Annotated in this window: 22 protein-coding genes; 8 read left to right on the top strand and 14 right to left on the bottom strand. The window is 38.3% G+C overall.

The annotated features are described in order from the left end of the window. Nucleotides 1-18: 18 nt before the first annotated feature. The 3 genes from hisD to hisZ are packed head-to-tail and all read right to left on the bottom strand — an operon-like array spanning nucleotide 19 to nucleotide 3,098. Nucleotides 19-1,296 carry a histidinol dehydrogenase gene (gene hisD, locus BUB87_RS08850; protein ID WP_073344291.1) on the bottom strand — a complete coding sequence of 426 codons (1,278 nt, stop codon included), beginning with the start codon at nucleotides 1,294-1,296 and terminating at the stop codon, nucleotides 19-21. Next, nucleotides 1,293-1,919, bottom strand: a complete 627-nt coding sequence (gene hisG / locus BUB87_RS08845) for an ATP phosphoribosyltransferase (protein WP_073344390.1) — start codon at nucleotides 1,917-1,919, stop codon at nucleotides 1,293-1,295. The genes hisD and hisG overlap by 4 nt, the downstream gene beginning before the upstream one ends. 33 nt (nucleotides 1,920-1,952) lie before the next feature. Next, complete coding sequence (gene hisZ / locus BUB87_RS08840) at nucleotides 1,953-3,098, bottom strand: ATP phosphoribosyltransferase regulatory subunit (protein WP_084111096.1); 1,146 nt, start codon at nucleotides 3,096-3,098, stop codon at nucleotides 1,953-1,955. A 217-nt stretch (nucleotides 3,099-3,315) separates the two neighbouring features. On the opposite strand from hisZ, the gene rbr reads away from it, so the two are divergent. After that, entirely contained in the window at nucleotides 3,316-3,900 is a 585-nt protein-coding gene (rbr, locus tag BUB87_RS08835; protein WP_073344288.1) for a rubrerythrin, read from the top strand. A gap of 53 nt (nucleotides 3,901-3,953) precedes the next feature. Here rbr and BUB87_RS08830 read toward each other — a convergent pair whose 3' ends face one another. Then, a complete protein-coding gene (locus tag BUB87_RS08830) occupies nucleotides 3,954-5,708 on the bottom strand; it encodes a DUF4091 domain-containing protein (RefSeq protein WP_084111093.1) in 1,755 nt (584 codons plus the stop codon). Between the two features lie 73 nt (nucleotides 5,709-5,781). Further along, nucleotides 5,782-6,303 carry an O-acetyl-ADP-ribose deacetylase gene (locus tag BUB87_RS08825; protein ID WP_073344282.1) on the bottom strand — a complete coding sequence of 174 codons (522 nt, stop codon included), beginning with the start codon at nucleotides 6,301-6,303 and terminating at the stop codon, nucleotides 5,782-5,784. A gap of 166 nt (nucleotides 6,304-6,469) precedes the next feature. Here BUB87_RS08825 and BUB87_RS08820 point away from each other — a divergent pair, with 166 nt between their 5' ends. After that, nucleotides 6,470-6,949 carry a nitroreductase family protein gene (locus BUB87_RS08820; protein WP_073344279.1) on the top strand — a complete coding sequence of 160 codons (480 nt, stop codon included), beginning with the start codon at nucleotides 6,470-6,472 and terminating at the stop codon, nucleotides 6,947-6,949. 14 nt (nucleotides 6,950-6,963) lie between these two features. Further along, complete coding sequence (sfsA, locus tag BUB87_RS08815) at nucleotides 6,964-7,653, top strand: DNA/RNA nuclease SfsA (protein ID WP_073344384.1); 690 nt, start codon at nucleotides 6,964-6,966, stop codon at nucleotides 7,651-7,653. A 76-nt stretch (nucleotides 7,654-7,729) separates the two neighbouring features. Here sfsA and BUB87_RS08810 read toward each other — a convergent pair whose 3' ends face one another. Continuing rightward, nucleotides 7,730-8,905 (bottom strand): DUF6612 family protein, encoded by a 1,176-nt coding sequence (locus tag BUB87_RS08810; protein ID WP_073344275.1) that lies wholly within the window; start codon nucleotides 8,903-8,905, stop codon nucleotides 7,730-7,732. Nucleotides 8,906-9,132: 227 nt separating this feature from the next. Here BUB87_RS08810 and BUB87_RS08805 point away from each other — a divergent pair, with 227 nt between their 5' ends. From BUB87_RS08805 to BUB87_RS08795, 3 genes are all read left to right on the top strand, one after another. Next, entirely contained in the window at nucleotides 9,133-10,476 is a 1,344-nt protein-coding gene (locus BUB87_RS08805; RefSeq protein ID WP_073344273.1) for a putative DNA modification/repair radical SAM protein, read from the top strand. A gap of 29 nt (nucleotides 10,477-10,505) precedes the next feature. Beyond that, complete coding sequence (locus BUB87_RS08800) at nucleotides 10,506-11,243, top strand: TIGR03915 family putative DNA repair protein (protein ID WP_073344270.1); 738 nt, start codon at nucleotides 10,506-10,508, stop codon at nucleotides 11,241-11,243. A gap of 93 nt (nucleotides 11,244-11,336) precedes the next feature. Then, a complete protein-coding gene (locus BUB87_RS08795) occupies nucleotides 11,337-11,963 on the top strand; it encodes a manganese efflux pump (protein ID WP_073344267.1) in 627 nt (208 codons plus the stop codon). Between the two features lie 80 nt (nucleotides 11,964-12,043). Here the strand turns inward: BUB87_RS08795 and BUB87_RS08790 are convergent, their stop codons facing one another. The 7 genes from BUB87_RS08790 to BUB87_RS08760 all read right to left on the bottom strand — a co-directional run bounded on the left by BUB87_RS08790 (nucleotide 12,044) and on the right by BUB87_RS08760 (nucleotide 18,843). Further along, the gene (locus tag BUB87_RS08790) at nucleotides 12,044-12,937 is read right to left on the bottom strand and encodes a DUF4340 domain-containing protein (protein WP_073344264.1); all 894 of its coding nucleotides are present in this window, start codon (nucleotides 12,935-12,937) and stop codon (nucleotides 12,044-12,046) included. Then, entirely contained in the window at nucleotides 12,934-14,322 is a 1,389-nt protein-coding gene (locus BUB87_RS08785) for a GldG family protein (protein WP_073344261.1), read from the bottom strand. Before BUB87_RS08785 ends, BUB87_RS08790 begins: the two co-directional genes overlap by 4 nt. 11 nt (nucleotides 14,323-14,333) lie before the next feature. Next, complete coding sequence (locus tag BUB87_RS08780; protein ID WP_073344257.1) at nucleotides 14,334-15,041, bottom strand: ABC transporter permease; 708 nt, start codon at nucleotides 15,039-15,041, stop codon at nucleotides 14,334-14,336. Further along, nucleotides 15,007-15,987, bottom strand: a complete 981-nt coding sequence (locus BUB87_RS08775; RefSeq protein ID WP_084111087.1) for an ABC transporter ATP-binding protein — start codon at nucleotides 15,985-15,987, stop codon at nucleotides 15,007-15,009. Before BUB87_RS08775 ends, BUB87_RS08780 begins: the two co-directional genes overlap by 35 nt. A 108-nt stretch (nucleotides 15,988-16,095) precedes the next feature. Next, the gene (locus BUB87_RS08770) at nucleotides 16,096-17,112 is read right to left on the bottom strand and encodes an SIS domain-containing protein (protein WP_073344254.1); all 1,017 of its coding nucleotides are present in this window, start codon (nucleotides 17,110-17,112) and stop codon (nucleotides 16,096-16,098) included. A gap of 124 nt (nucleotides 17,113-17,236) precedes the next feature. After that, nucleotides 17,237-17,962 carry a GntR family transcriptional regulator gene (locus tag BUB87_RS08765; RefSeq protein ID WP_073344251.1) on the bottom strand — a complete coding sequence of 242 codons (726 nt, stop codon included), beginning with the start codon at nucleotides 17,960-17,962 and terminating at the stop codon, nucleotides 17,237-17,239. Between the two features lie 113 nt (nucleotides 17,963-18,075). Beyond that, the gene (locus BUB87_RS08760; protein WP_073344248.1) at nucleotides 18,076-18,843 is read right to left on the bottom strand and encodes a sugar phosphate isomerase/epimerase family protein; all 768 of its coding nucleotides are present in this window, start codon (nucleotides 18,841-18,843) and stop codon (nucleotides 18,076-18,078) included. A 209-nt stretch (nucleotides 18,844-19,052) separates the two neighbouring features. On the opposite strand from BUB87_RS08760, the gene BUB87_RS08755 reads away from it, so the two are divergent. Together BUB87_RS08755 and BUB87_RS08750 are read left to right on the top strand one after the other, a co-directional pair. Next, the gene (locus BUB87_RS08755; RefSeq protein WP_073344245.1) at nucleotides 19,053-19,733 is read left to right on the top strand and encodes an AzlC family ABC transporter permease; all 681 of its coding nucleotides are present in this window, start codon (nucleotides 19,053-19,055) and stop codon (nucleotides 19,731-19,733) included. Further along, nucleotides 19,723-20,043, top strand: coding sequence for an AzlD domain-containing protein (locus tag BUB87_RS08750; protein ID WP_073344242.1), 321 nt, complete (start codon nucleotides 19,723-19,725; stop codon nucleotides 20,041-20,043). Before BUB87_RS08755 ends, BUB87_RS08750 begins: the two co-directional genes overlap by 11 nt. A gap of 105 nt (nucleotides 20,044-20,148) precedes the next feature. On the opposite strand, the gene BUB87_RS08745 is transcribed toward BUB87_RS08750, so the two are convergent. Beyond that, complete coding sequence (locus BUB87_RS08745) at nucleotides 20,149-21,378, bottom strand: Gfo/Idh/MocA family protein (protein WP_073344239.1); 1,230 nt, start codon at nucleotides 21,376-21,378, stop codon at nucleotides 20,149-20,151. Between the last annotated feature and the right edge of the window lie 321 nt (nucleotides 21,379-21,699).

Raw genomic sequence — 21,699 nt, 5'->3', positions numbered from 1 at the left:
ATCAACACCTCACGATCGCTAAAATCTCACTTTAATAGAATTGGCATGAGCTGTTAATCCTTCCGCCTCAGCCAGCCTTATGATGTCATCTTTTATCTCCTCCAGCCGCTCTCTGGAATAGTACAAAACACTCATTTTCTTGACAAAGTCATCAACAGATAATGGCGAGAAAAATCTAGCAGTGCCCGACGTAGGCAGTACGTGGTTGGGTCCTGCCATATAATCGCCTAAGGGCTCTGGTGCAGTATGTCCCAAGAATATCGCTCCAGCGTTTTTGACCATAGGTAAAATTTCAAAGGGATTTTGCACCGCTAATTCCAGGTGCTCTGGGGCTATTTCGTTGGCTATACATAGCGCATCATTGATATCTTTGACCAAGATAATAGCTCCATAATCTTCCAGGGATTTCTTTATAATATCCCGCCTTTCAAGGCCGCTTATCTGTGTTTCCAATGCCGACATCACCTTTTCCGCCAACACCTTTGATGTAGTGACCAAAATAGAAGAGGCCATCACATCGTGTTCAGCTTGAGATAAGAGATCCGCTGCCACCCATACCGGATTGGACGTATCATCTGCTACAATAAGCACTTCACTGGGACCTGCCACCATATCAATATCCACATATCCGTAGACCGCCCTTTTAGCCATGGCCACATATATATTGCCAGGCCCCACAATCTTATCTACTTTCGCAACCGATTGAGTGCCAAAAGCCAAAGCTGCAATGGCCTGAGCGCCTCCTATTCTGTATATAGTGTTAATACCCACTTCATGAGCTGCTACCAGTACAGCACTGTTTATCTTCTCTTTAGGCGGTGTTACCATTATGATCTCTTCAACACCTGCCACCACAGCAGGTATAGCGTTCATCAATACTGAAGAAGGATATGCAGCACTGCCACCTGGGACATATATCCCTACTTTTTCTAAAGGCCTTACCCTTTGGCCGTAAATAATACCTTCTTTAAAATCCATCCACGAATTTTGCTTCTGCTTTTCATGGTATTCCGTTATGTTTTTGATAGCTTTTCGAATAGCATTTAAGAGTTCTATATTCACGTCTTCATATGCAGCATTGATCTCCTGTTCTGTAACCTTTATGGTATCTGACGTCAAATGCACACCATCAAATTTTGCCGTGTACTCAAATAAAGCCTCATCGCCTTTTTCTCTCACTTCTTTTATGATCTGATCCACTGTCTGTCTGATTTCACAAGTGTCTTTAGCAGATCTTTGAGTAAATTCCTTAAGGGAATTAGCATCCACTCCACCTCTAAAATCCAGTATCCTCAATTTATAGCACCTCTCAATCTCGCAATAATATTTTTAATCGGCTGGCTTTTTACCTTTAGACTGGCCCTATTTACAATAAGCCTGGCACTGGATGAAAATATCTCATCGAGCACCACCAGCCCATTTTCTTTTAAGGTCTTACCAGTTTCTACTATATCCACAATAACCTCAGACAAACCCAATATAGGTGCTAGCTCTACCGAACCATTGAGTTTGATAATCTCTACATTCTCGCCTTTTTCCTTAAAATACCTCTCAGCAATCCTGGGATACTTGGTAGCAACCCGTTTATCTACAAAATACCTTCCTGTAACCTCCCTGGGACCTGCTACCACCATCCTGCAAAACCCAAACCCCAGGTCCAGCATCTCGTAGCAATCCACATCCGCTTCCATCAGCACATCTTTGCCCACAATACCCATGTCCGCTGCGCCGTACTCTACATATGTAGGCACATCCACAGGCTTCACCATAACAAATCTTATACCTGATGATTCATCCTTCAATATAAGCTTGCGGGTTTCTACTTTTAGTTCGCTACAGTCTATACCAGCTTTTTCTAATAGTGCTATGGCTTTTTCAGCTAACCGCCCTTTTGCCATAGCTATTGTAATGTAATCCATATTCATCACCCTGGCCTTCTGTATTATTCTGTGTTATAAAAGCGAGATTACATCGCTATACCTTTGCAAATCATACCGCGAAGAGTCACTGTTTAGCGCAAGTTCTACGATCTTACCTTCTTTCCTCATTTCCTCGGCCTTTAAAAACGCATCTTTGATCTTAGCTCTTGAATAGATGATCAATGTTTTTTTAGGTAGATTTACACCATCACCATGCTGTTTAACAAGTGCCAGCATCGCCCTTTCTATGCCAATAGCAAAGCCTACCGCCGCCCTATTTATCCCAAAATTGGATACCAAATTATCGTAGCGTCCACCCGCTAGAATACCATATCCTATGTCTCTTACAAATCCCTTAAATACTATGCCGGTATAGTAATTCAACTTCTGCGTAGTGCCCAGGTCGAAAATCACGTATCTGTCCATTTCCAGGTCTTTTAGTACGCTGTAAATGCCCCGCAAATTCTCTATAGCGTCAAGGGCTTTTCTGTTAGACGTCATGGCCCTTGCCTTATCCAGAACCTCATATCCACCAAAAAGCTCAGGAAGCATTAAAAGTAATTGTTTCACGCTCACGTCTATATCCAGCTCATCCAGATACCTTTCAAGACCTGAAAGGTTTTTCATGGAAACATACAATTTTAGTTTCTCTACCAATTCATCTCTAAGATGTAAATCCTCAAAAAAACCATCAAGAAATTCTACTTGTCCCACGTCTATCTTAAAATCATAAATACCTATGTCATTAAGCGCCCGGATTGCCAGTGCTATTACTTCAGCATCCGCTTCATCAGATTTTATGCCTGCGAGTTCTATTCCCCCCTGGGTAAATTCCCTGAGCCTTCCGGCCTGGGGTTCATCGTATCTGAATACATTGGTGATATAGCAAAACCTCTTTACCATATTGTCTTTGTACCTGGCAGCTATTATTCTGGCGATCTGCGTGGTAACGTCAGGCCTTAGCGCCAGTATATCCCCCTCTTTATCAAAAAACCTGAATATATCCTTTTCATCTATGGATCTTAACGTATTTTTAAACGTATCATAGTATTCAAAAGAAGGTGGTAAAATTTCCTCATATCCCCATGATATAAACAACTCTCTCAGCTTAAACTCGATTTTTCTCTTTATCATTAGCTCATCAGAGAGATAGTCTTTAACCCCATCAGGTAAATACAATCACTTCACCTCTTTAATATGATAAAGTATTAAAGTGTTTTACTTATTGTATAATAAAAAAAAGCATATGTCAATCATTTTTTAGCCTCTTTATATTTACCTGGAATAGCCAAAGGCGGTTGTTTTTTATGTAAGATTTGCTATAATATTCTTAAAGAATTTTCTTTATTTACAGGAAGAAAGTTTTTTAAGAAAACAAAAAGGAGTGGTAAAAGAAATGGCAAACTTAAAAGGCACAAAAACTGCTGAAAATCTGATGAAGGCTTTTGCAGGTGAATCTCAAGCAAGAAACAGATACACCTATTACGCTTCAGTTGCAAGAAAAGAAGGATATATCCAGATAGCTAATATATTCTTAGAAACAGCTGAAAACGAAAAAGAACACGCCAAGGTATTTTTCAAACTTTTAAACGGAGAATTAAACGGTGAAACCGTAGAGATAAATGCTACATATCCTGTCAGTCTTGGCGATACAAGGTCAAATCTGTTAGCTGCCGCTAGCGGCGAAAATGAAGAATGGGTTCAGCTTTATCCTTACTTTGCTGAAGTAGCAGAGCAAGAAGGCTTTAAGGATATAGCCAATTCATTTAGAAAAATAGCAGAAGTGGAAAAACACCACGAGGAGAGATATAGGAAACTCCTTACCAATATAGAAAATAATACGGTGTTTAGTAAGGGTAAAAAGGTCCTCTGGAAATGCAATAATTGCGGATATATTTATGAAGGTGAAAGCGCCCCTGAAGTTTGTCCAGCATGTTCTCATCCTCAAGGTTATTTTGAGGTGCTTGTAGAAAATTATTGATGATAAAAAGTCTATACGCTACCATATTTGACCGCGTATAGACTTTTTAATACTTAATCTTTATATTGCGAAATTTCATCAAGCAAATACTCCTTTACTGCCATGTAATCCTCATAATCAAGGCTGTATAATTCTTCAGGCTTTTTACCTGCTTCTGGGGCCAATTCTGCGATATCTTTAAACTTAAATATCCTGCTCCACACTTTAGAAAGTATTTCATCCGAATGGGGATGTACGCCTTTCAACATCTGTATTAATTCGTAATCCTCTATACCTCTCTTGAGGTTTTTATACCTTATAGTCAAAATTGGTGCTCCATCCATACCAGGATATACAAAATTGGTATCTCCTGCTCTCCACTCAGGATATCTAAATGATATACGTTCTCTTGGCTTCTCGGGCCATACCGTATAATTCCAGCGCAAAAATCCGTCAAAATTCATATATGCTGTCAGCAAACCGATCAGGCGGCTTTCCAGCAATGGGGATGAAATAAACGTATTTGGATATAAGGGCCAGCAGCACACATACCATAACAACCTTTCGATATCTTTTCCGGCCATCTCCTTAAGAGAATCCCATTCTTGGCAGACACACGGCAACATGGGCACATAATCGCTTATCTGCCTTTTGAACCTCTTTATAAACTCTGCATGATTAATGGCAGCTTTGAATTTAAATTGAGGAGCTGCATTTTTGATGGCTTCCAACCTCTTCTCATATAATTCCATATCAGACGGTTCATCGGCTATAATGCGCACAAGTTCTATCCAACCGTTTTCTATAAAAAAGGACTCCAGGGCCTTTATGTACGCCGAAATATCTTTAGCGTCTCTCATATACTTATAACAGCTATCGGCTCTATCATAATAGCGAACCCTTATGGCATCAGGATAATCGGTGGCCACTTTGCCATAACCGAACTCATCGTCTTCCCATATATTGCACAGCCCAAATACCTCAATCTCTTTATCTATTCCGTATTTAAAGCATAGTTCAATATAACGTTTTACTGCTGAAAAGTCGTATATAAAGTTTCCGTTTAAATCCTTCTCTACCTTTACCATACTGTACTCAAACATGTCAGAAGGATAATCTTTAACCCTATAGCTTCGCTGGCCTGACCATGGTATCTCTGAAGCGATGATAGTTATGGCCTTTTGCCCTAATTGCGCCAGGGACTTTACGTATTCCTCCAATACCCTAAAATGTTCATCACTCCATAAACGTACCTCATGTTTTCGGGCGATATTCGATAAATGCTGCCAGAGATCCAGGTGAAAACGATATTCAGAAGGCCTGGGAAGCACCACATCTTTTACCATCACATTGAAGAACATAGCAGCCACTTTTTTCTCATCCTCAAACATCCTATGGGCAAAAATACTTATGGTGCCCTGGTGATTCCCTGGCTGCACATCTTCGGGAATATCAATCTCAACCCATATGGGCTGGACTGCATCTTTTGCCACTGTCACAACCTCATTCTTTAGCAGCATGTCAGCTTTTTGTATCCCGTCATCATCTTCCACAGTACCTATGGGATACAATCTTATACAGGATTGCGGTATGCCTTCTACTTCCACGTGCACCCTTATATTGAGTAATGGCCCTTTTACCGAAAACGTGGGGTTGTCCCCTGTAGAAACCGTAAACTCCTCATCGCCCTTAAGCATAAGCTGAAATGCAACCCAATCTCTCCTGCCCGATACCAAATCAAATTTTTTTCGTGTAAAATCAACAAGCTTCCCCGCTATATACTTATAACTTTCTTCAGCTAACCCGCATTCCAGCTGCACATCCTTCATCTCCTTCTATATATTAAAATATAAAGGCAAATGCTCATTTTTGTAATATAAATTTATTTATCACAATACTTAGCTATAGTTCATTATATGCTTTTAAGTATACCTCATAATCCCTCTCACTAAAAAGTATAAATCTGACTTCTTTTATATCACTATTCACAAGATAATCTGCCACTGTCCTAAGTGCAATTCGCGCAGCCCTTTCAACAGGGAAACCATACGCCCCTGTGCTTATTGATGGAAAAGCTATTGTCTTTATATTGTATTCCTCAGCTAATTTTAGACTTTCTATGTACGCACTTGCCAAAAGATTGTCTTCATTGAAATTGCCACCTTTCCATATAGGCCCAACAGCATGAATTACATATTTCGCTTTTAAATTTCCACCACCTGTTATTACTGCATGACCTGTTGGACATCCTCCACATTGTTCCCTTATAACCCTACATTCTTCATCAATAGTAGGACCTCCTGCCCTGTGTATTGCGCCGTCAACGCCACCGCCTCCAGCTAATGCCGAATTAGCAGCATTGACAATAGCATCAACTTCTTGTTCTACTATATCTCCTTTAATAAGTTTAATTCTTTCTTTCATTTAGTCACCCCACTCTATCGCTTTTGCAATTGTTTTCTTGTTGCTATTATATAATACTTCTACGCAAGTCATGAAATTCCTCTCAAAGTACTTACCTAAGATAGGCAATTTATTTTTGACAATAAAAATAATATTGGTTATTATATATTTAATTGGAGGGATGCAAATGGATGTGTTTGAAGCGATTAAAACCAGGAGAAGCATAAGGAGTTTTTCCAACAAAGAGATTTCCGAAGAGGACCTAAATACCATCATGGAGGCAGGACGCCTGGCTCCATCGGGCAATAACCGGCAGCCTTATAAATTCGTCGTAATCAAGGATAAGGCTCTTATAAAAGAATATGCTTCCACATGCTGTTTTCAAGAGTTTATATCCGATGCTGCCGTAATCATTGTTGGATGCGTAGAAAAAGGCCGCGAAGTAGCTGGAGCTATAGCAGTACAAAACATGGTATTGGAAGCTACTGAACTGGGAATAGGCGCATGCTGGGTGGGATGGTTTGACAGGGAAAAAGCACGGGCCCTTTTAAATATCCCGACAAATTATGAACCATTTATAACCGTACCTATGGGTTACCCCAAAGAATATCCTGCTGAAAGGCCCAAAAAGTCTCTCAATGAAATCTTCGTCTACAATAAGTTTTAAGAATGATAAGCGTAATGAAAATAACCAATCCTATCATCGAAGCAACGTTTATAAAGAGACTTAATCGCTTTGAGGCGCAGGTAGACATACATGGTCAGACAAATCTGGTCCACGTTCCCAATTCAGGAAGATGCAAAGAACTGTTTATACCAGGAGCCCCGGTCTTTCTGGAAGTAAGAAACAGGCCTGGCAGAAAAACTCCTTATGAACTTTCGTACGTCTTAAAAGGCCGCAGACTAATATCCATAGATTCCAGCGTACCAAACAAGGTTTTCTACGAAGCCCTTCTCAACAAAAAAATCGAAGAATTTGCCACCTATGATGAGGTGCTGAGAGAAAAAAATTACGGGGAAAGCCGCCTTGATATCATGCTAAAAACTACCGACGATATATGCTACATAGAGGTAAAAGGGGTCACCCTTGAAGAAAATGATGTGGCAATGTTTCCCGATGCACCTACCCAAAGAGGTGTAAAACACGTAAATGAGCTGATAAAAATAAAAGAAAGCGGCATGAGAGCAGCTATTGTCTTTGTAATTCAGATGGACGGCATTAAATATTTTACGCCCAACGACAGGACAGACCCGGATTTCGGCGCTGCTCTAAGGCTGGCTGTATCTAAAGGAGTAGAAACCTACGCCTATACCTGTAATGTGGATTTGGACAACATATCAATAAAGGACAGAGCAGAAATAATGTTATAAAAGCATGAACTGGCAAAGATTGAAAGAAAAAATCCCGAGCCGTATTAAAAAATACAGTCCGGGATTTTTTCTTTATTTATTTTTGAGGCATATCGGGCATTGTTAATTCTTGGGCGTTTTTAGCCTCATCCGGGAGAACTACTTTTATATCAGGGTCATTGATATTGCTGTAGTTCATTGAACCACTGATCATTTCCCACTTTAAAGGCACAGGCTGACCATTTTCTAAAATACCATCTTTAAAATAGATTTTAGACGCTATATCTACCCTGACAATATTATTTGTCTTTGTGTCTACATAATAAGTGTATTTACCATACATGCCTTCAAACATATTGCTGTAATTCATACCCATGAAATCATTCATTCCCAGCATATTCATAACCTCATCCAACTTTTTCATATCAGTTATTTTTATATATGTATTAATTACATAAACCTCTTTTCCGTCAATCACAGAATTACTAACCATTCTGTACAAAGTATCTTCACTGAGCACATCTGGCATCTTCATGTTTTCCGCACCTTTTAAAGTGGATAACCCTTGCACAGTCGTATACACCCATTGATTATCTTCAGGTGATTTCATATAAATTCTATCCCCTATTATGTATTCTTCTATTTCTTTGTAACCTATTAGCGGTATGTCAATACCTATTTTTTCGTAAACGCCTGTATTTGTATCCATCTCGGCACTTACGGTCATGTTCATTGAATCAAAGGAGATGATGTTTTTATCTTTGAAATCCATTCCTATTTTAAGATCTGCGTTGAGTCGCATGGTGTTCATTTCTGAACTGGAAACCTTTTTTAATATTTCATAAGCCTCTTTAGACTTTGAAAATAGCAATTCAATAATCTTTTTGCCCTCAGAAGATGTTACCTTGTTGTCTAGTGTAACATATCTTGGCAAAAATCCCTCTTCCAGAGCATAAATATATTTTTCATTTTCCTTAAGCTGATGCGCATCCATTTTAGATAAACCATAAAATCTGCTCAGTATAAAACCGATTTGCCTGTAGGTTATAGGTTGATTCAAGTTGTAATTGCCTTTGCCGTCGCCCAGAAGAATCCCTCTCTCCACCAGATATTGCTGGACAGTTTTGCCGCCCAAGTCAATCCCCGCTTGCTGTATTAATTGTTCAACAAACTCACCCCGTGTCATGTAATTATCGGCTGTTTGCGCAAGGCCAGACACAGGTATTGAAATTAAAAATACACTGAGAAGAGCCAGTAAAAAAATTTTTTTCATCAAATCCTCTCCTTTACTTATTTTGTTAATATTAATAACTATGCTACTATATTGTTCCTGTTCTGTCAATCCCTCCACATTAATTTTCACATATACACAAACATATGTTTGATATTTTATACTTTTGTGGTAAAATAAATGAGAAGAAAGAAGTTGGTGAACGGAAAGGCAGGTGGACGCCGCTACCTCTGCTAATAAAAGCCAGGGGTACCTGCGGCGAAGTTTATATGAATCTTTTAGAAAAAATCCAGATACTTTCAGCTTCCGCTAAATACGATGTCTCCTGTTCATCCAGCGGTAGTATGAGAAAAAACACTGGCAATGGTATAGGCAATGCTTATTTTGCAGGTATATGCCACAGCTGGGCGGATGATGGCAGGTGTATATCACTTTTGAAGATCCTCTTTACAAACATATGTATGTACAACTGCGTTTACTGTATAAACAGATCATCCAATGACATACCAAGGGCTATATTTACACCCGAAGAACTGGCAGAGCTGACTATCAACTTTTATAGAAGAAATTACATAGAAGGTCTTTTTTTAAGCTCTGCAGTATATAAAAGCCCTGATTATACCATGGAGCTATTGTTGGAAACCGTACGCAAATTGCGAGAAGATTACCATTTCAACGGATATATACACCTAAAAGCTATACCAGGCGCAGATTTAAACCTTATAAAAGCAGCGGGTTACTATGTGGACCGCATGAGCGTAAATATTGAGCTGCCGACCGAAAAGTCTCTAAAACTATTGGCTCCCCAAAAAAGTAAAACATCCATCCTGGTTCCTATGAGTTTTATCGGCAACCAGATAATAGAGAATAACCAGATAACAAAAAAGAAAGAAGACAACAAGCTCGTAAAAACATCAAAGCCCTTCGTCCCGGCCGGCCAAACCACCCAGCTTATAATCGGTGCAACGCCTGAAAGCGATAGGATGATATTAAAACTCTCCGAAAGTCTTTACAAGCATTTTAAATTAAAGCGAGTATACTATTCCGCATATATCCCTGTATCACAACATCCAAATCTACCCGCAATATCAGCCCCTCCACTGTTAAGAGAACACCGGTTATACCAGGCCGACTGGCTTCTCCGGTTTTATAAATTTAATGCCGATGAACTTCTTGACGATACTCACCCCTATTTAGATCCAGTCCTTGATCCTAAAGCCGACTGGGCTCTCAGAAACCTCCACTTATTTCCAATAGAAATAAATAAAGCCGATTATGAAATGCTGTTGAGAGTCCCAGGTATAGGGGTGCGGTCAGCAAAGCGTATAATTTCGGCCAGAAGAGTCGGCCCATTAAACTACGATACCCTTAAAAAAATCGGTGTAGTCTTAAAAAGGGCAAAATATTTCATAACATGTCAGGGCAAATACTATGGCGATTGCCATTTCAATGCAATCCACATAAAGCAGCATCTATTACCCGAAACAAAAGATAAAAAAAGTCACGAACAGCTCTCTATGTTTTCAATGTACCCGGAAATTTTTTCGGAAGATAGTGGACTACAATTCATATCTATGCAGGATGTCAAATCAGTTATTGCGGGGGAACTATAACAATTAATAAATCGGAGGAGAATATCATAATGCTCTACTATATTTATGATGGGAGTTTCGATGGTTTGATGACAGCAATATATGATTCCTATTACCGCAGGGAACAACCGGATAAAATCGTGAAAAGAAACATATTCCAGCAAAACCTGTTTGACAAATACCTCTACATTGATACCGACCCTGTAAAATCCGATAAAGTCTGTAACGCCATCAGAGATAAAATATCAAAAGAAGCATTAAAAAACGTATTATACGTTTACTTATCTGAAATTGAAGATAGCTCCACCCTTATATACCATTATGTACGAGCAGGATTTAAAATCGGCCGCAATATAGACAGGTATCTCTCCAATGATACGGTATTAAATATCCATAAAATAAAGCAAAAAGTCGCTAATGAAGCCCACCGCATGCTTGGGCTAATCCGCTTCAGGCTTTTAGCCAGTGGAATATACTACGCCCCTATAAGCCCTGATCACAATATCATTGGATTAATCGCATCCCATTTTGCCAGGCGTTTTGCAGACCAATTTTTTATCATACACGATGTTAAGAGGAATATATCGGTCGTATATGACAAAAAACAATGGGTAATAACAGACATACCTCCAAACCCAGACATGCTCATAGATTCAAGGGAAGAGACGGAATACCAGAATATGTGGAAAGAGTATTTTAAAAATATAGCAATAAAAGAACGACTTAATCCAAAATTGCAGCGCCAATACATGCCCCATCGTTACTGGAAATACCTTGTGGAAAAATAAAATTCTGCTGTATTTCCCCATGGGATTTTACCTATAACCTTCCGGAAACTCTCACATATAATGTAATAGCAAAATAATTCGGGAGGTAAATTTATGTATTATTTATCCATGATACTCATTGCCCTTTGCTCCAACATCGACAATCTGGTTGTGGGGATAGCCATGGGGATAAAAAACCTAAGAATAAACATGACGGGCAATTTGACCATCGCTCTAATATCATTTATAGGTACATACCTGTCCATGTCATTAGGAAAATTTTTTATATCTTTTATTTACGCTGGTATTGCTAATTATATAGGCGGCATATTCTTAATCGTTATAGGTACACAGAGCCTGACAAGCGCATTGATAAGCACAGTTAGAAAAGCAAAGCAAAAAATTAAAGAACATGATAAAGAAATCCTGTCATACAGCGAATATATAGAAAATCCTGAAAAAGTCGATATAAATAAATCAGGTTTTATAGATCTAAAAGAATCAATAATATTGGGATTTGTGCTGGCTGTAAATAATATCGGTGTCGGTTTTGGGGCAGGTATTTCAAAATTCGACGCGCTTATTTCATCTATTTTGACATTTATTTTAAGCACCATGGCACTTTTTATAGGACTTCGCATGGGGAAACAGCTGCTATCAAAAACCATTGAAAAATATGCCGGTATAATATCCAGTTGCATTATTATATTACTGGGAATACTTGAATTAATAATCAATTAAAAGCATGTCATACGAATTTATTTTATTGCGGTTCTTCACTGACCGCATCCTCACGTATGACATGCCCTCAACAACTTTCATCACTTAATGACCCTCATCAAATCTGATAACAGTTCAGCCAATTTATCCGAGGACGTATACATTCCCAGGCTTTTATCGTCTTTTATCACATAAGAACTATTTTTATCCCTTGTCACAAAATACGCCTTTTCTTCGCTGTTATCCCCATAAACCGCCAGCCCAAAATCGTATTTATCCTTTGACGGCGATTTGCCCAGGTCAATGCCTGAAATTTGAAGTAATACTATATCGTCTAGAAGTTTATCCACATCATTATTATTTAATTTTTTGCCATTTATAACCCAGCTGCCATCCTTATTCTTCTGAATGGGATATTCATTACCCGATTTTATATATGCTATTTTGTTTATCTTGTCTTTCGCTGTTAAAAATATATATTTTTGTACATACTGATAGACATAGTCATTTGACAGCATAAACTTTTCGACATCTGTGGCCTGTACCATATAAACGTCCGGTTTATCAGACACTTTTACAAAATAGGACATTCCCACCGGTGATTTACTTCCAATCTTCAATTCTATATTTTTATTGTTGGACAAGCCTATATAAGCAGTATATGCAGGCCTATCAAGTCCATACTTTCCCAGATCATTACTGCTAAATTTCCTCTCTGCTTTCATGGACGAGGCTGTATTCAATAAATCATTTAAATTGATGCTGTCAACATCGTACTTTATGGGTTTTGTCATTTCCCATTTGCCATTAACTCTTGTTAAGCTGAGTAAATTCTTTCCTCCCTGATCTATATTTATTGAAGCGATATCGCTCTTTTTAATATCCAATACCACATTGCTCTCTGCAGGTTTTGCCGTCTTCTGGGTATAATAGTAATAACCCAGAAGACCCACCAAAACCACCAAGAGTATAATAGTATTTCTAAACAGTTTCATAGAGCTCTCCTCCTAAACCATATGAAACCGCCTAGAATCCACATAATCAAAGGTACTACAACGACAGTAGAATAAAATATCAATTTGGCTTCATTTCCTGTCAGGAATATCTGTGTCAAGCCCAATGATTTTGCCCTTATAGATATCTGACTGGTCTTATCTGCCATCCAGTTAGCACAATTCATCAAAAAGTCTTTGTTAGCTTCCAGGCCTATAACATTATCTGTAGCGATAAGATCATTGCCCAAGACAACTATCTTCATGCCCGTCTTTTTGTTGGATATAGCTACACCTAATGTCAATGGGCCTTTTATATCCTTGTTATCATAAGTTGCTTGCTTCTTAGTAAAATTGGTTTCACCCCATGCTTTATCACTGGTCGCCAGTAGTGGTTCTACTAATATATCTCCACTGGATTTCTCAGGATAGGTAATGCTTCTGGAGCTTGGCATAACCATGGCAAAGTTTGCAAAATCTAGCTTATTCGTTATAGTGTGGAATTTGTACTCTGGCACCGGCGACAGTGCATTCATAAAGTAGTTTCTGCCAGGATCTACAACCACATCGTTTTGTACTTTTACGCCCCACTGGGAAAGCAACTCGTTTATTGATTTCTGTGTCAAAGGACCATTTTCTGCTCCCATCATAATTATGGCTTTACCGCCCTTATTGAAGTAATCTTTCAGAGCATTCATCTCTTGCTGATTAAAATCCCTCTTCGGATTTGCAATTACTATAAGTTTAGCATCTTTCGGAATACCGCCTGATTGGGCCATGTTCAGGTCATTAACATAATACCCTTCTCCTGTCAATGAGTTCTTAAATGTAAGCATATAATCTATACTGTTTAATTCATCATGACCTTGAATAATATACGCATTTATCTTTTTCTGCTGCGTTACATTTATGATGGCCTGAGTAAACTCCTGCTCACCATTAAACGTAGACTGGGTAGGATCCTGCGACATGCCAAAAATATCATACCCATTTACTACCTGACGCTTTTCGTTGGCGCCTGAGCCAGCAATAAACACCGTGGTATCGTAATCCGTCACGCCGTATTTTTTGGCAGTTGCCGGATCTTTATCAGGATCTATAAATATAACCTTTACCCTTTTAGAAACGGTAGAATACTCATCTAAAAGGCTCTTTACTCTATCCTTACTACCACTTCCGTCCTTAAAAAAAGCATAAACCGTAACGTCTGTCTTTAAATTTTTGAGAACCTGTTTTGTCTGATCCGACAATGAATATTGACCTGTCTTGGTCATATCCCATTTAATAGGCTTTTGAGCCAGAATGACATTGACCAATATCAAGATGGCCAGGAGAATAGCCGTAACTAAAAGGGCATTGCTTCCGTATTTCAACCTGATTTTATTCATCAAAACACCTCCTAACTCCAACGCCTTTTATCCACAACCATTATTGAAACAAAGACGAAAAATACTATGAAGCTCAAGAAAAACACTATATCGTTGACGCTTAAAATACCTTTCTGAAAGCTATCCAACCTCTGTAACAGAGATATGCTTTCCACAATCTGCTTTGCTTTGCCCTGAAATGCATCTCCCAACCAGTTTATAATCCAGAAAATCAAGAGCAGCGCAAAACCTATAACGCCTGCTATCATCTGATTTTCTGTCAAAGATGAAGCAAATAAACCTACAGCTATAAATGCCGCACCCGCCAGCAGCATGCCAATATAACCTGTTATTATAGGACCCATATCCGGCGAACCAAACAATTTTAGGTATATGGGGTATAAAAAGGTAATTACTAATCCTAACAAATATACCGTCAATGCCGCCAAAAATTTTCCTACCACTATATCAGTCGTCGTAATCGGCGATGTCATCAGTAATTGATCCGTACCTGTTTTCATCTCTTCAGCCAGCAATCTCATAGTCAAAATCGGACTTATAAACATAAATGCCATCAACATATTGCCTAATATCGGACTCATCATGGCATATTGTGTAGACAAAATAAACGTTGAAAAGAAATAACCCGAAAGCAGCAAGAAGAATCCCAGCAAGACATAAGCCATAGGTGACAGAAAATATGCTTTAAGCTCTCGTTTGTATATTACCCATACTTTCATTATCCTTTTCCTCCTCCGTCGTAAGCTGCAAGAACACCTCTTCAAGGCTGTAGCCCAAAGACCTCAACTCCATTATAGGATAACCAGCTTTTGCCAGCGAGAAAAACATTTCCTTCCTTATATCCCTTTCTACAGATGTCTCTATTTCCAATTGAACAGTACCGTTTTCTTTGTCCTCTTCACCCTGAACGTTCTTTACTCCGTACAGGCCTTTTATGATCTCTGTTACTTTGTTATAAGGCCCTGCTATCTGTGCAAAATACCTTCTTGAATTCTGCAAAGCATTGGAAAGATTCTCTGTTTTATCTATAGCTACTATCTTCCCTTTGTTTATAATAACGACCCTATCGCACACCATACTAACCTCTGGAAGTATATGGGTACTCAAGATAATGGTGTGCCTTTTCCCTAATTTTTTTATAATATCTCTTATTTCCTTGATCTGTTTAGGGTCTAAGCCAACCGTGGGCTCATCCAGCACAAGGACATCAGGATCGCCTATTATAGCTTGTGCCAAGCCGACCCTCTGTTTATAACCTTTAGATAAATTCCTTATAAGCCTTTTTCTTACCTCAGTCAATCCTATTTCTTCGACTACCTCTTGAATCTTATCTTTTCTCTGGTTTACAGGTACACCTTTCAACTCACAAACAAAGTACAGGTACGAATCCACAGTCATATCTGTATAAAGCGGCGGAACTTCGGGCAAATACCCCAGATGTTTTTTGGCCTCAAGGGCCTGCTCAAATATATCATAACCAGCTATCTTTATGCTTCCACTGGTTGGAGGCATATAGCCTGTTATCATCTTCATAGTGGTACTCTTGCCTGCTCCATTAGGTCCTAAAAAGCCAAGTATTTCCCCTTTATCGACAGAAAAACTTATATTGTCAACCGCTTTCCTAGATCCATATACTTTTGTCACATTATTCAATTCTATCATCATTACAGCCAACCCTCCTTCATTCAACTACAATAGAATTATACCATGAATTTATTAATGAACTGTAAACAAACTGTAAACAAATAAAAAAAGCGGACAAATTATGTCCGCTTAAAGTTTCACAACCTGATCCAGATGCTGTGGCCTATCACAATTTATTCCTTTTTTGACAGCATTGTAATAGGCTATAAATTGCGATAACATAATACAAAGCGGTAACCTTGCCCATTGATCCAATTCTTTTGAAATGGCAATAGGATAGTCTGCATGTTCATCGGTTAAACCGATGCCTATAGCACACGTAACAGCACCATAACCCTTAATTTCTTTCAAGAGTTTTAGCTCATAATCCGTGGCAGTATCGGATATAAAAGCCGTAACCAGCATATTATTATCGACTATTGATTTGGGTCCGTGCCTGAATTCCAGGGTATGATATCCTTCTGAATTACTTATAGACATCTCCTTTACCTTTAACATGGATTCATTGGCAAGACCATAATAAGGGCCTGAACCCAAGTACACAAAGGTCTTAATTAAATTATCTTGAATGATTTTCCTTGCAATATCCTCAAACTTCTCTACATATGCCTTAGCTAATTCCGGAAGCTTTATGATATTAGCATCATCAGCGACCATTAAATAAGAGATCAATAACATGCTGGAAAAAGACCCAGTCATGACCACGCTCTCTTCTTTAGCCTCTTCTGATATGAAAGCATAATCGGCTTTTTTGACTATAGTGCTATCCTCGTAACAAGTCAATGCAACAGTAGGTAATCCTTTGTTTTTTGCCATCTCCAACGCTTTGACGGTTTCAGTTGTATCGCCTGAACGAGACATGCCCACCACCATGGTACCAGAGTTGGTAAAATAATCATCAGGGTATAAAAATAACTCAGAAGAGGGTATTGCCCTCGTTGGAATCCTCAAAAAGTGATTAAACAAACTAGCTATAACCTGTGCAAGATAATAAGACGAACCACAGCCCGTTACGAATATCTCATCTGCCCGTACCTTTTCAACTAAACTGTCAAACTTGCTCTTTATATCTCTTGCCTTTGCCAAAACCGACTTAAAAATATCGGGTTGTCTCAAAATTTCTTTATATGTAATCTCGCCTGGCATCCAGAACACCCCTTATATGATAATGTTATAACCAATCTAATAATAACATATATACCATTGCTCGTCAACAAAATCAATAATACCATAGATTGTATAATATGCTTGATATGGTTATAAAACGTCACTATTTTAAAGATACGCGGTACTTACATCTATCTCCTCTCACAATGCCCTTATTGTACTCTATCGGTGTGCCGAAAGAATATGTTATTCGCTCTAAAAGCAGCGCAGGCTTACCTGCCTCATAATTTAATACCTCTGCTTCGTAGGAGTTAGTTAAAACCGGCTCAAAGGTCTCATCAGCGCTATTAGGAATAATGCCACATTTTGTCCTCAAGGCTTCATAAAGAGACATCTTCTCCACATCTTCCCGCGTCATATCCCGGCACATGTTGTAAGGAAGGTAAGATGTCTCAAGCATTATAGGCTCGCCATTGGCCAACCTTAACCTTTTCAGGCTTAAAACCTCATCTCCTTCTTTTAGGTTTAAAATATCCGCTAATTTTTTGTCCGATTTTATAACTTCAAAACCCAATATTTTAGAAGATGGAACTAATCCCCGCTTTTTCATCTCTTCACTAAAGCTATAAAAATGGGTTATATTTTGTTCAATCTTAGGTGGCGCAACAAATGTTCCACGGCCTTGCTTCCTATATATGTATCCGTCTCTCTCTAATTCCTGCAGAGCCAATCTGACGGTTGCTCTGCTTACATTATACATATCGCACAATTCCCTCTCTGTAGGTATTTTATCATTGACCTTCCATTGCCCGCTTTTAATCTTATCTATCAATATATTTCTCAATTGAATATACAATGCTATAGGACTTTTCTCATCCAATCTTTCCATGAAATACACTCCTCGCTTTTACACGTTTCGCGTCCAATTTTATATATTCTTAATTTTACCACAAAATAAAATAAGGGGCAATAGCTATCAAAGCCCCTCAACGATAAAAAGTATCATGACAATTTTTGAAGCCTGTCAAAGCAGACCTTTGCGTGTACATCAGGTGCTTCCTGTATGTAAAACATATCTATTACATAGTAGCCATTATAGCCTATCTCCTCAAACGCATGAAACATCTTTTTATAATCTATATCTCCATCCAACGGGTATAGATGACTGTGTACCTTATTTTTTATGTCTTCCAGATGCACATGGACAATTTTATCTTTAAGCTTTAATATTGCTTCAGGCAAATCCGGATCGGTAATATATGTATGGCCTACATCCATATTTACTTTCAAATTATCACTACAAACATCATCCATTAATCTAATCATATCATCTACTGTCTGTATAATCAATAATGGTTCTGGTTCAAAGGCCAGCACTATACCGCGTTGCTCTGCATATGATGCAAAGTCTTTCATCCTTTTAACAAGACTTTCATACTGACCGGCGACTTCATTACTCTTCTTTTCGCAGTTAATTATCAGAATAGATGCCCCTATCTTATTGGCGATATCAATTGCTTTGTAAGTATTCGATATCTTAACATCAAGGGGGTCATTATCCCCATGATAGCTTACCGATGCTATTTCAAGACCTATTCCGTCAAGATAACGTCGCACATCAGCTATCATTTCATCATCCATTTTCTCGGACTGCATATCAGGATGCTCGAGACAAAGTTCAACTCCTTCGTACCCTATCTCTTTAATCTTTTTCAACGCGTCAAATATATTCCACTTGCTAAACCCTACTGTCCTAAAACCAGTTTTCACTTTTATCTCTCCCCTCATTATATCTGGATAAAAATAATCCTTCTTTTAAATTATACACAATAATACATCCAATGGCCATTGTAAAAACATTTTCACATAGCATTAATCGCAATTTCAGCAGCCATCGACTTTTTTATACCAAAATAACTCTCATTTTTATATGGACGTATGATATAATATATTGTAACTTTTGACAGGGGGTATTAGAATTGTCGCATAAAAACTTATACTACAAAGGGTTTAAAAGCGCATTACCCATAGTCCTTGGGTATCTGCCACTGGGTTTCGCCTACGGTGTACTAGGAATTAAAAGCGGTCTATCCATTCTTGATGTGATCATTTTTTCGCTTCTATGCTATGCAGGATCTGCACAGTTTATAGGAGTAAACCTATGGTCATTAGGCGCCGATCCAATTTCTATGATTATCACAATATTTATAGTTAATTTAAGGCATCTTTTGTATAGTACATCATTATCACAATATTTTAAAAACATCAGCACTGTACATATTCCCATACTGTCCTTTTTTATCACCGACGAATCATACGCCGTTTCCATTACTGACTTTAACAATGGCATTAAGCCTGAAAAAAACTACTTATACCAGTTGTTTTTGACATCTTACCTTTCCTGGGTAATGTCATCGGCACTGGGAGCATTGTTTGGAGCAAAAATAGGAGGTAAGCTGGATTTAGGACTAGATTTTGCTCTTCCAGCTATGTATATAGCACTTTTATTTATGCAGCTTAATAACTCAAAAAAAACCATAATAGCTATCATCTCAGGGCTGTTATCGCTATGGTTTTATTTCATCATTCCAGGAAATCTCAATATAATAATAGCTGCAATTATAGGTTCTCTTTTGGGGGTGATATTAAATGAACTATAAATTTTTATACATCGTAATAGGTATGTCTGTGGTTACATATATACCCAGGGTACTTCCCGCTATTGGCCTTTCCAGGATTAAACTGCCTGACTGGTTTTTACTATTTCTTGAATACATACCGGTATCTGTTTTAGCAGCTCTCTTAATACCTTCTATACTGGTACAAAATAAAAAAGTAGACGTGGTAAATCCCTATTTCCTTGCATCAATTCCAACTGTTGCCGTTGCATATAAATCAAAAAATATCTTTATACCAATTATTGTAGGGCTTTTAAGTTATTTGGTTATTTCTAAGGTTATTTTGCCATAGCCTACAACATCAATTCCACTTTTAATAACCTCATCAGAAATATTACCTCATCGCACCTTATAACCACAATGATTTTACTTTTCAATCCCATCTTTTGCTGTCAATTTATCCAAGGTTACCACCTTCTCTTTTGTATTTTTTAAATTCTTTATAACCATTTAACTTGAAAGGCATGGATTTTAAAGCCCATGGAACCCCAACCTCAGAGAACAGCTTTTTTTCAGAACTTGCCCGGTCTATAATATCGCTAATATCTTTTATGTAGGTAACAACACTTTCTCCTTCTTTATTAATTATCAAATAATCATCGGGAATTTCTTTGATACTGTCAGAAGACTCAAAAGCCCCATTAGATGCCAGAACAAAATTTCGCGTAAGTTCCACAGGGCAATAAAGTTTATTATTTTGAAATAATGATTTTATCATGTTTATATACATGTTTTCAAACAAATCTTCAGGGCCAAAATCAAAGTTCTCGTCAGACCCATCGCAAAATTTTATCTTCAGCTCATTATTGTAAGCCCAGTATGCACTGCCTTTAGTACCTTCAAGGACTATAAAAGGCGTCTCTCCCTGGGGACTGCACAATGTCGTATAACTAAGAATTTCAATTCCGGCCTCAGTAATTATGCGCACACACGCTGTATCTTCGCTTTCAATTTTGTGCCCATGGTACAGTTCAGCCGTCACCTCTGCTGGAACACCGCCATTATGGCATGAAACTCCAGCCAGTATAAGCAGGTTATTTAAAAGATGAGACAGCGGATTATTAATGGTACCATCGAGAACATAATTGCCATCAAACATCAGCTTACCGGCCCATGGCGTCCTCCGATAATACGATTCATCTCTTTCCCACCTTCCTATGCCCACAAGGCTTTTTAGGCTGCCAAAACGTCCTTCAGCCACGTAATCTAAAAGTTTTCTAAAGGCTTTACCTGAGGTATTCTGAAAATCTACTGCACAAACCTTACCTGTTTTTTTGCTGACTTCAATTATCCTATCGACATCTTGAATTGTCACAGAAGGCGGTTTTTCTAAGAGCACATTAAATCCCTTTTCCATAGCCTGAATAGCCATGGGGCTGTGCAGATGAATTGGAGTGGACAATACCACAAAATCAAGATCTTCTTCACTATTCAACATCTCTCTGTAGTCCATGTAATAATGTGCGCCCTTTGACTTCAATTTCTCTATCTCGCTTTTGTTTTTTTCATAGTTAATCTCTGAAAAGGCTTTAAACTCAATATATTTCCTCTCGAGTTTTTCTATGGTATTTAAATGAGTCCTCCCAAAACCGTTTATGCCAACAAGTCCAATCCTGGCCATTCGCATTCTAATCCCCCTCGTATAATATGATTTGTAATCAACCAAAAAGGTCGACCTTTAACAAGATTAATAAAGATCTTTGATATTTAAATATTGTTTCTTTAAATTTCACCATGATTAAATCTATCAAGTGCCACTTGATACTTATGCATACATCGCATAGCTACTACCCATGGTTGGGAAGATGGGTTGTCAAGCCCGAACGCAGTGAGTTCATTTTAGGCTTGACTACTCATCGACCAAACATATAATCCTCTCTGCGATGTATGCTCGATTGCTGCATTTTGTATTGTAGTACACGTATTCCCTCTTTCTTCTTCAGGTTGT

The sequence above is a fragment of the Caldanaerobius fijiensis DSM 17918 genome, assembly GCF_900129075.1.
GTDB classification, from domain to species: Bacteria; Bacillota; Thermoanaerobacteria; order Thermoanaerobacterales; family Caldanaerobiaceae; genus Caldanaerobius; species Caldanaerobius fijiensis.
The sequence above is the reverse complement of the archived record's forward strand: the minus strand, read 5'-3'. Positions and strand labels throughout refer to the sequence as shown.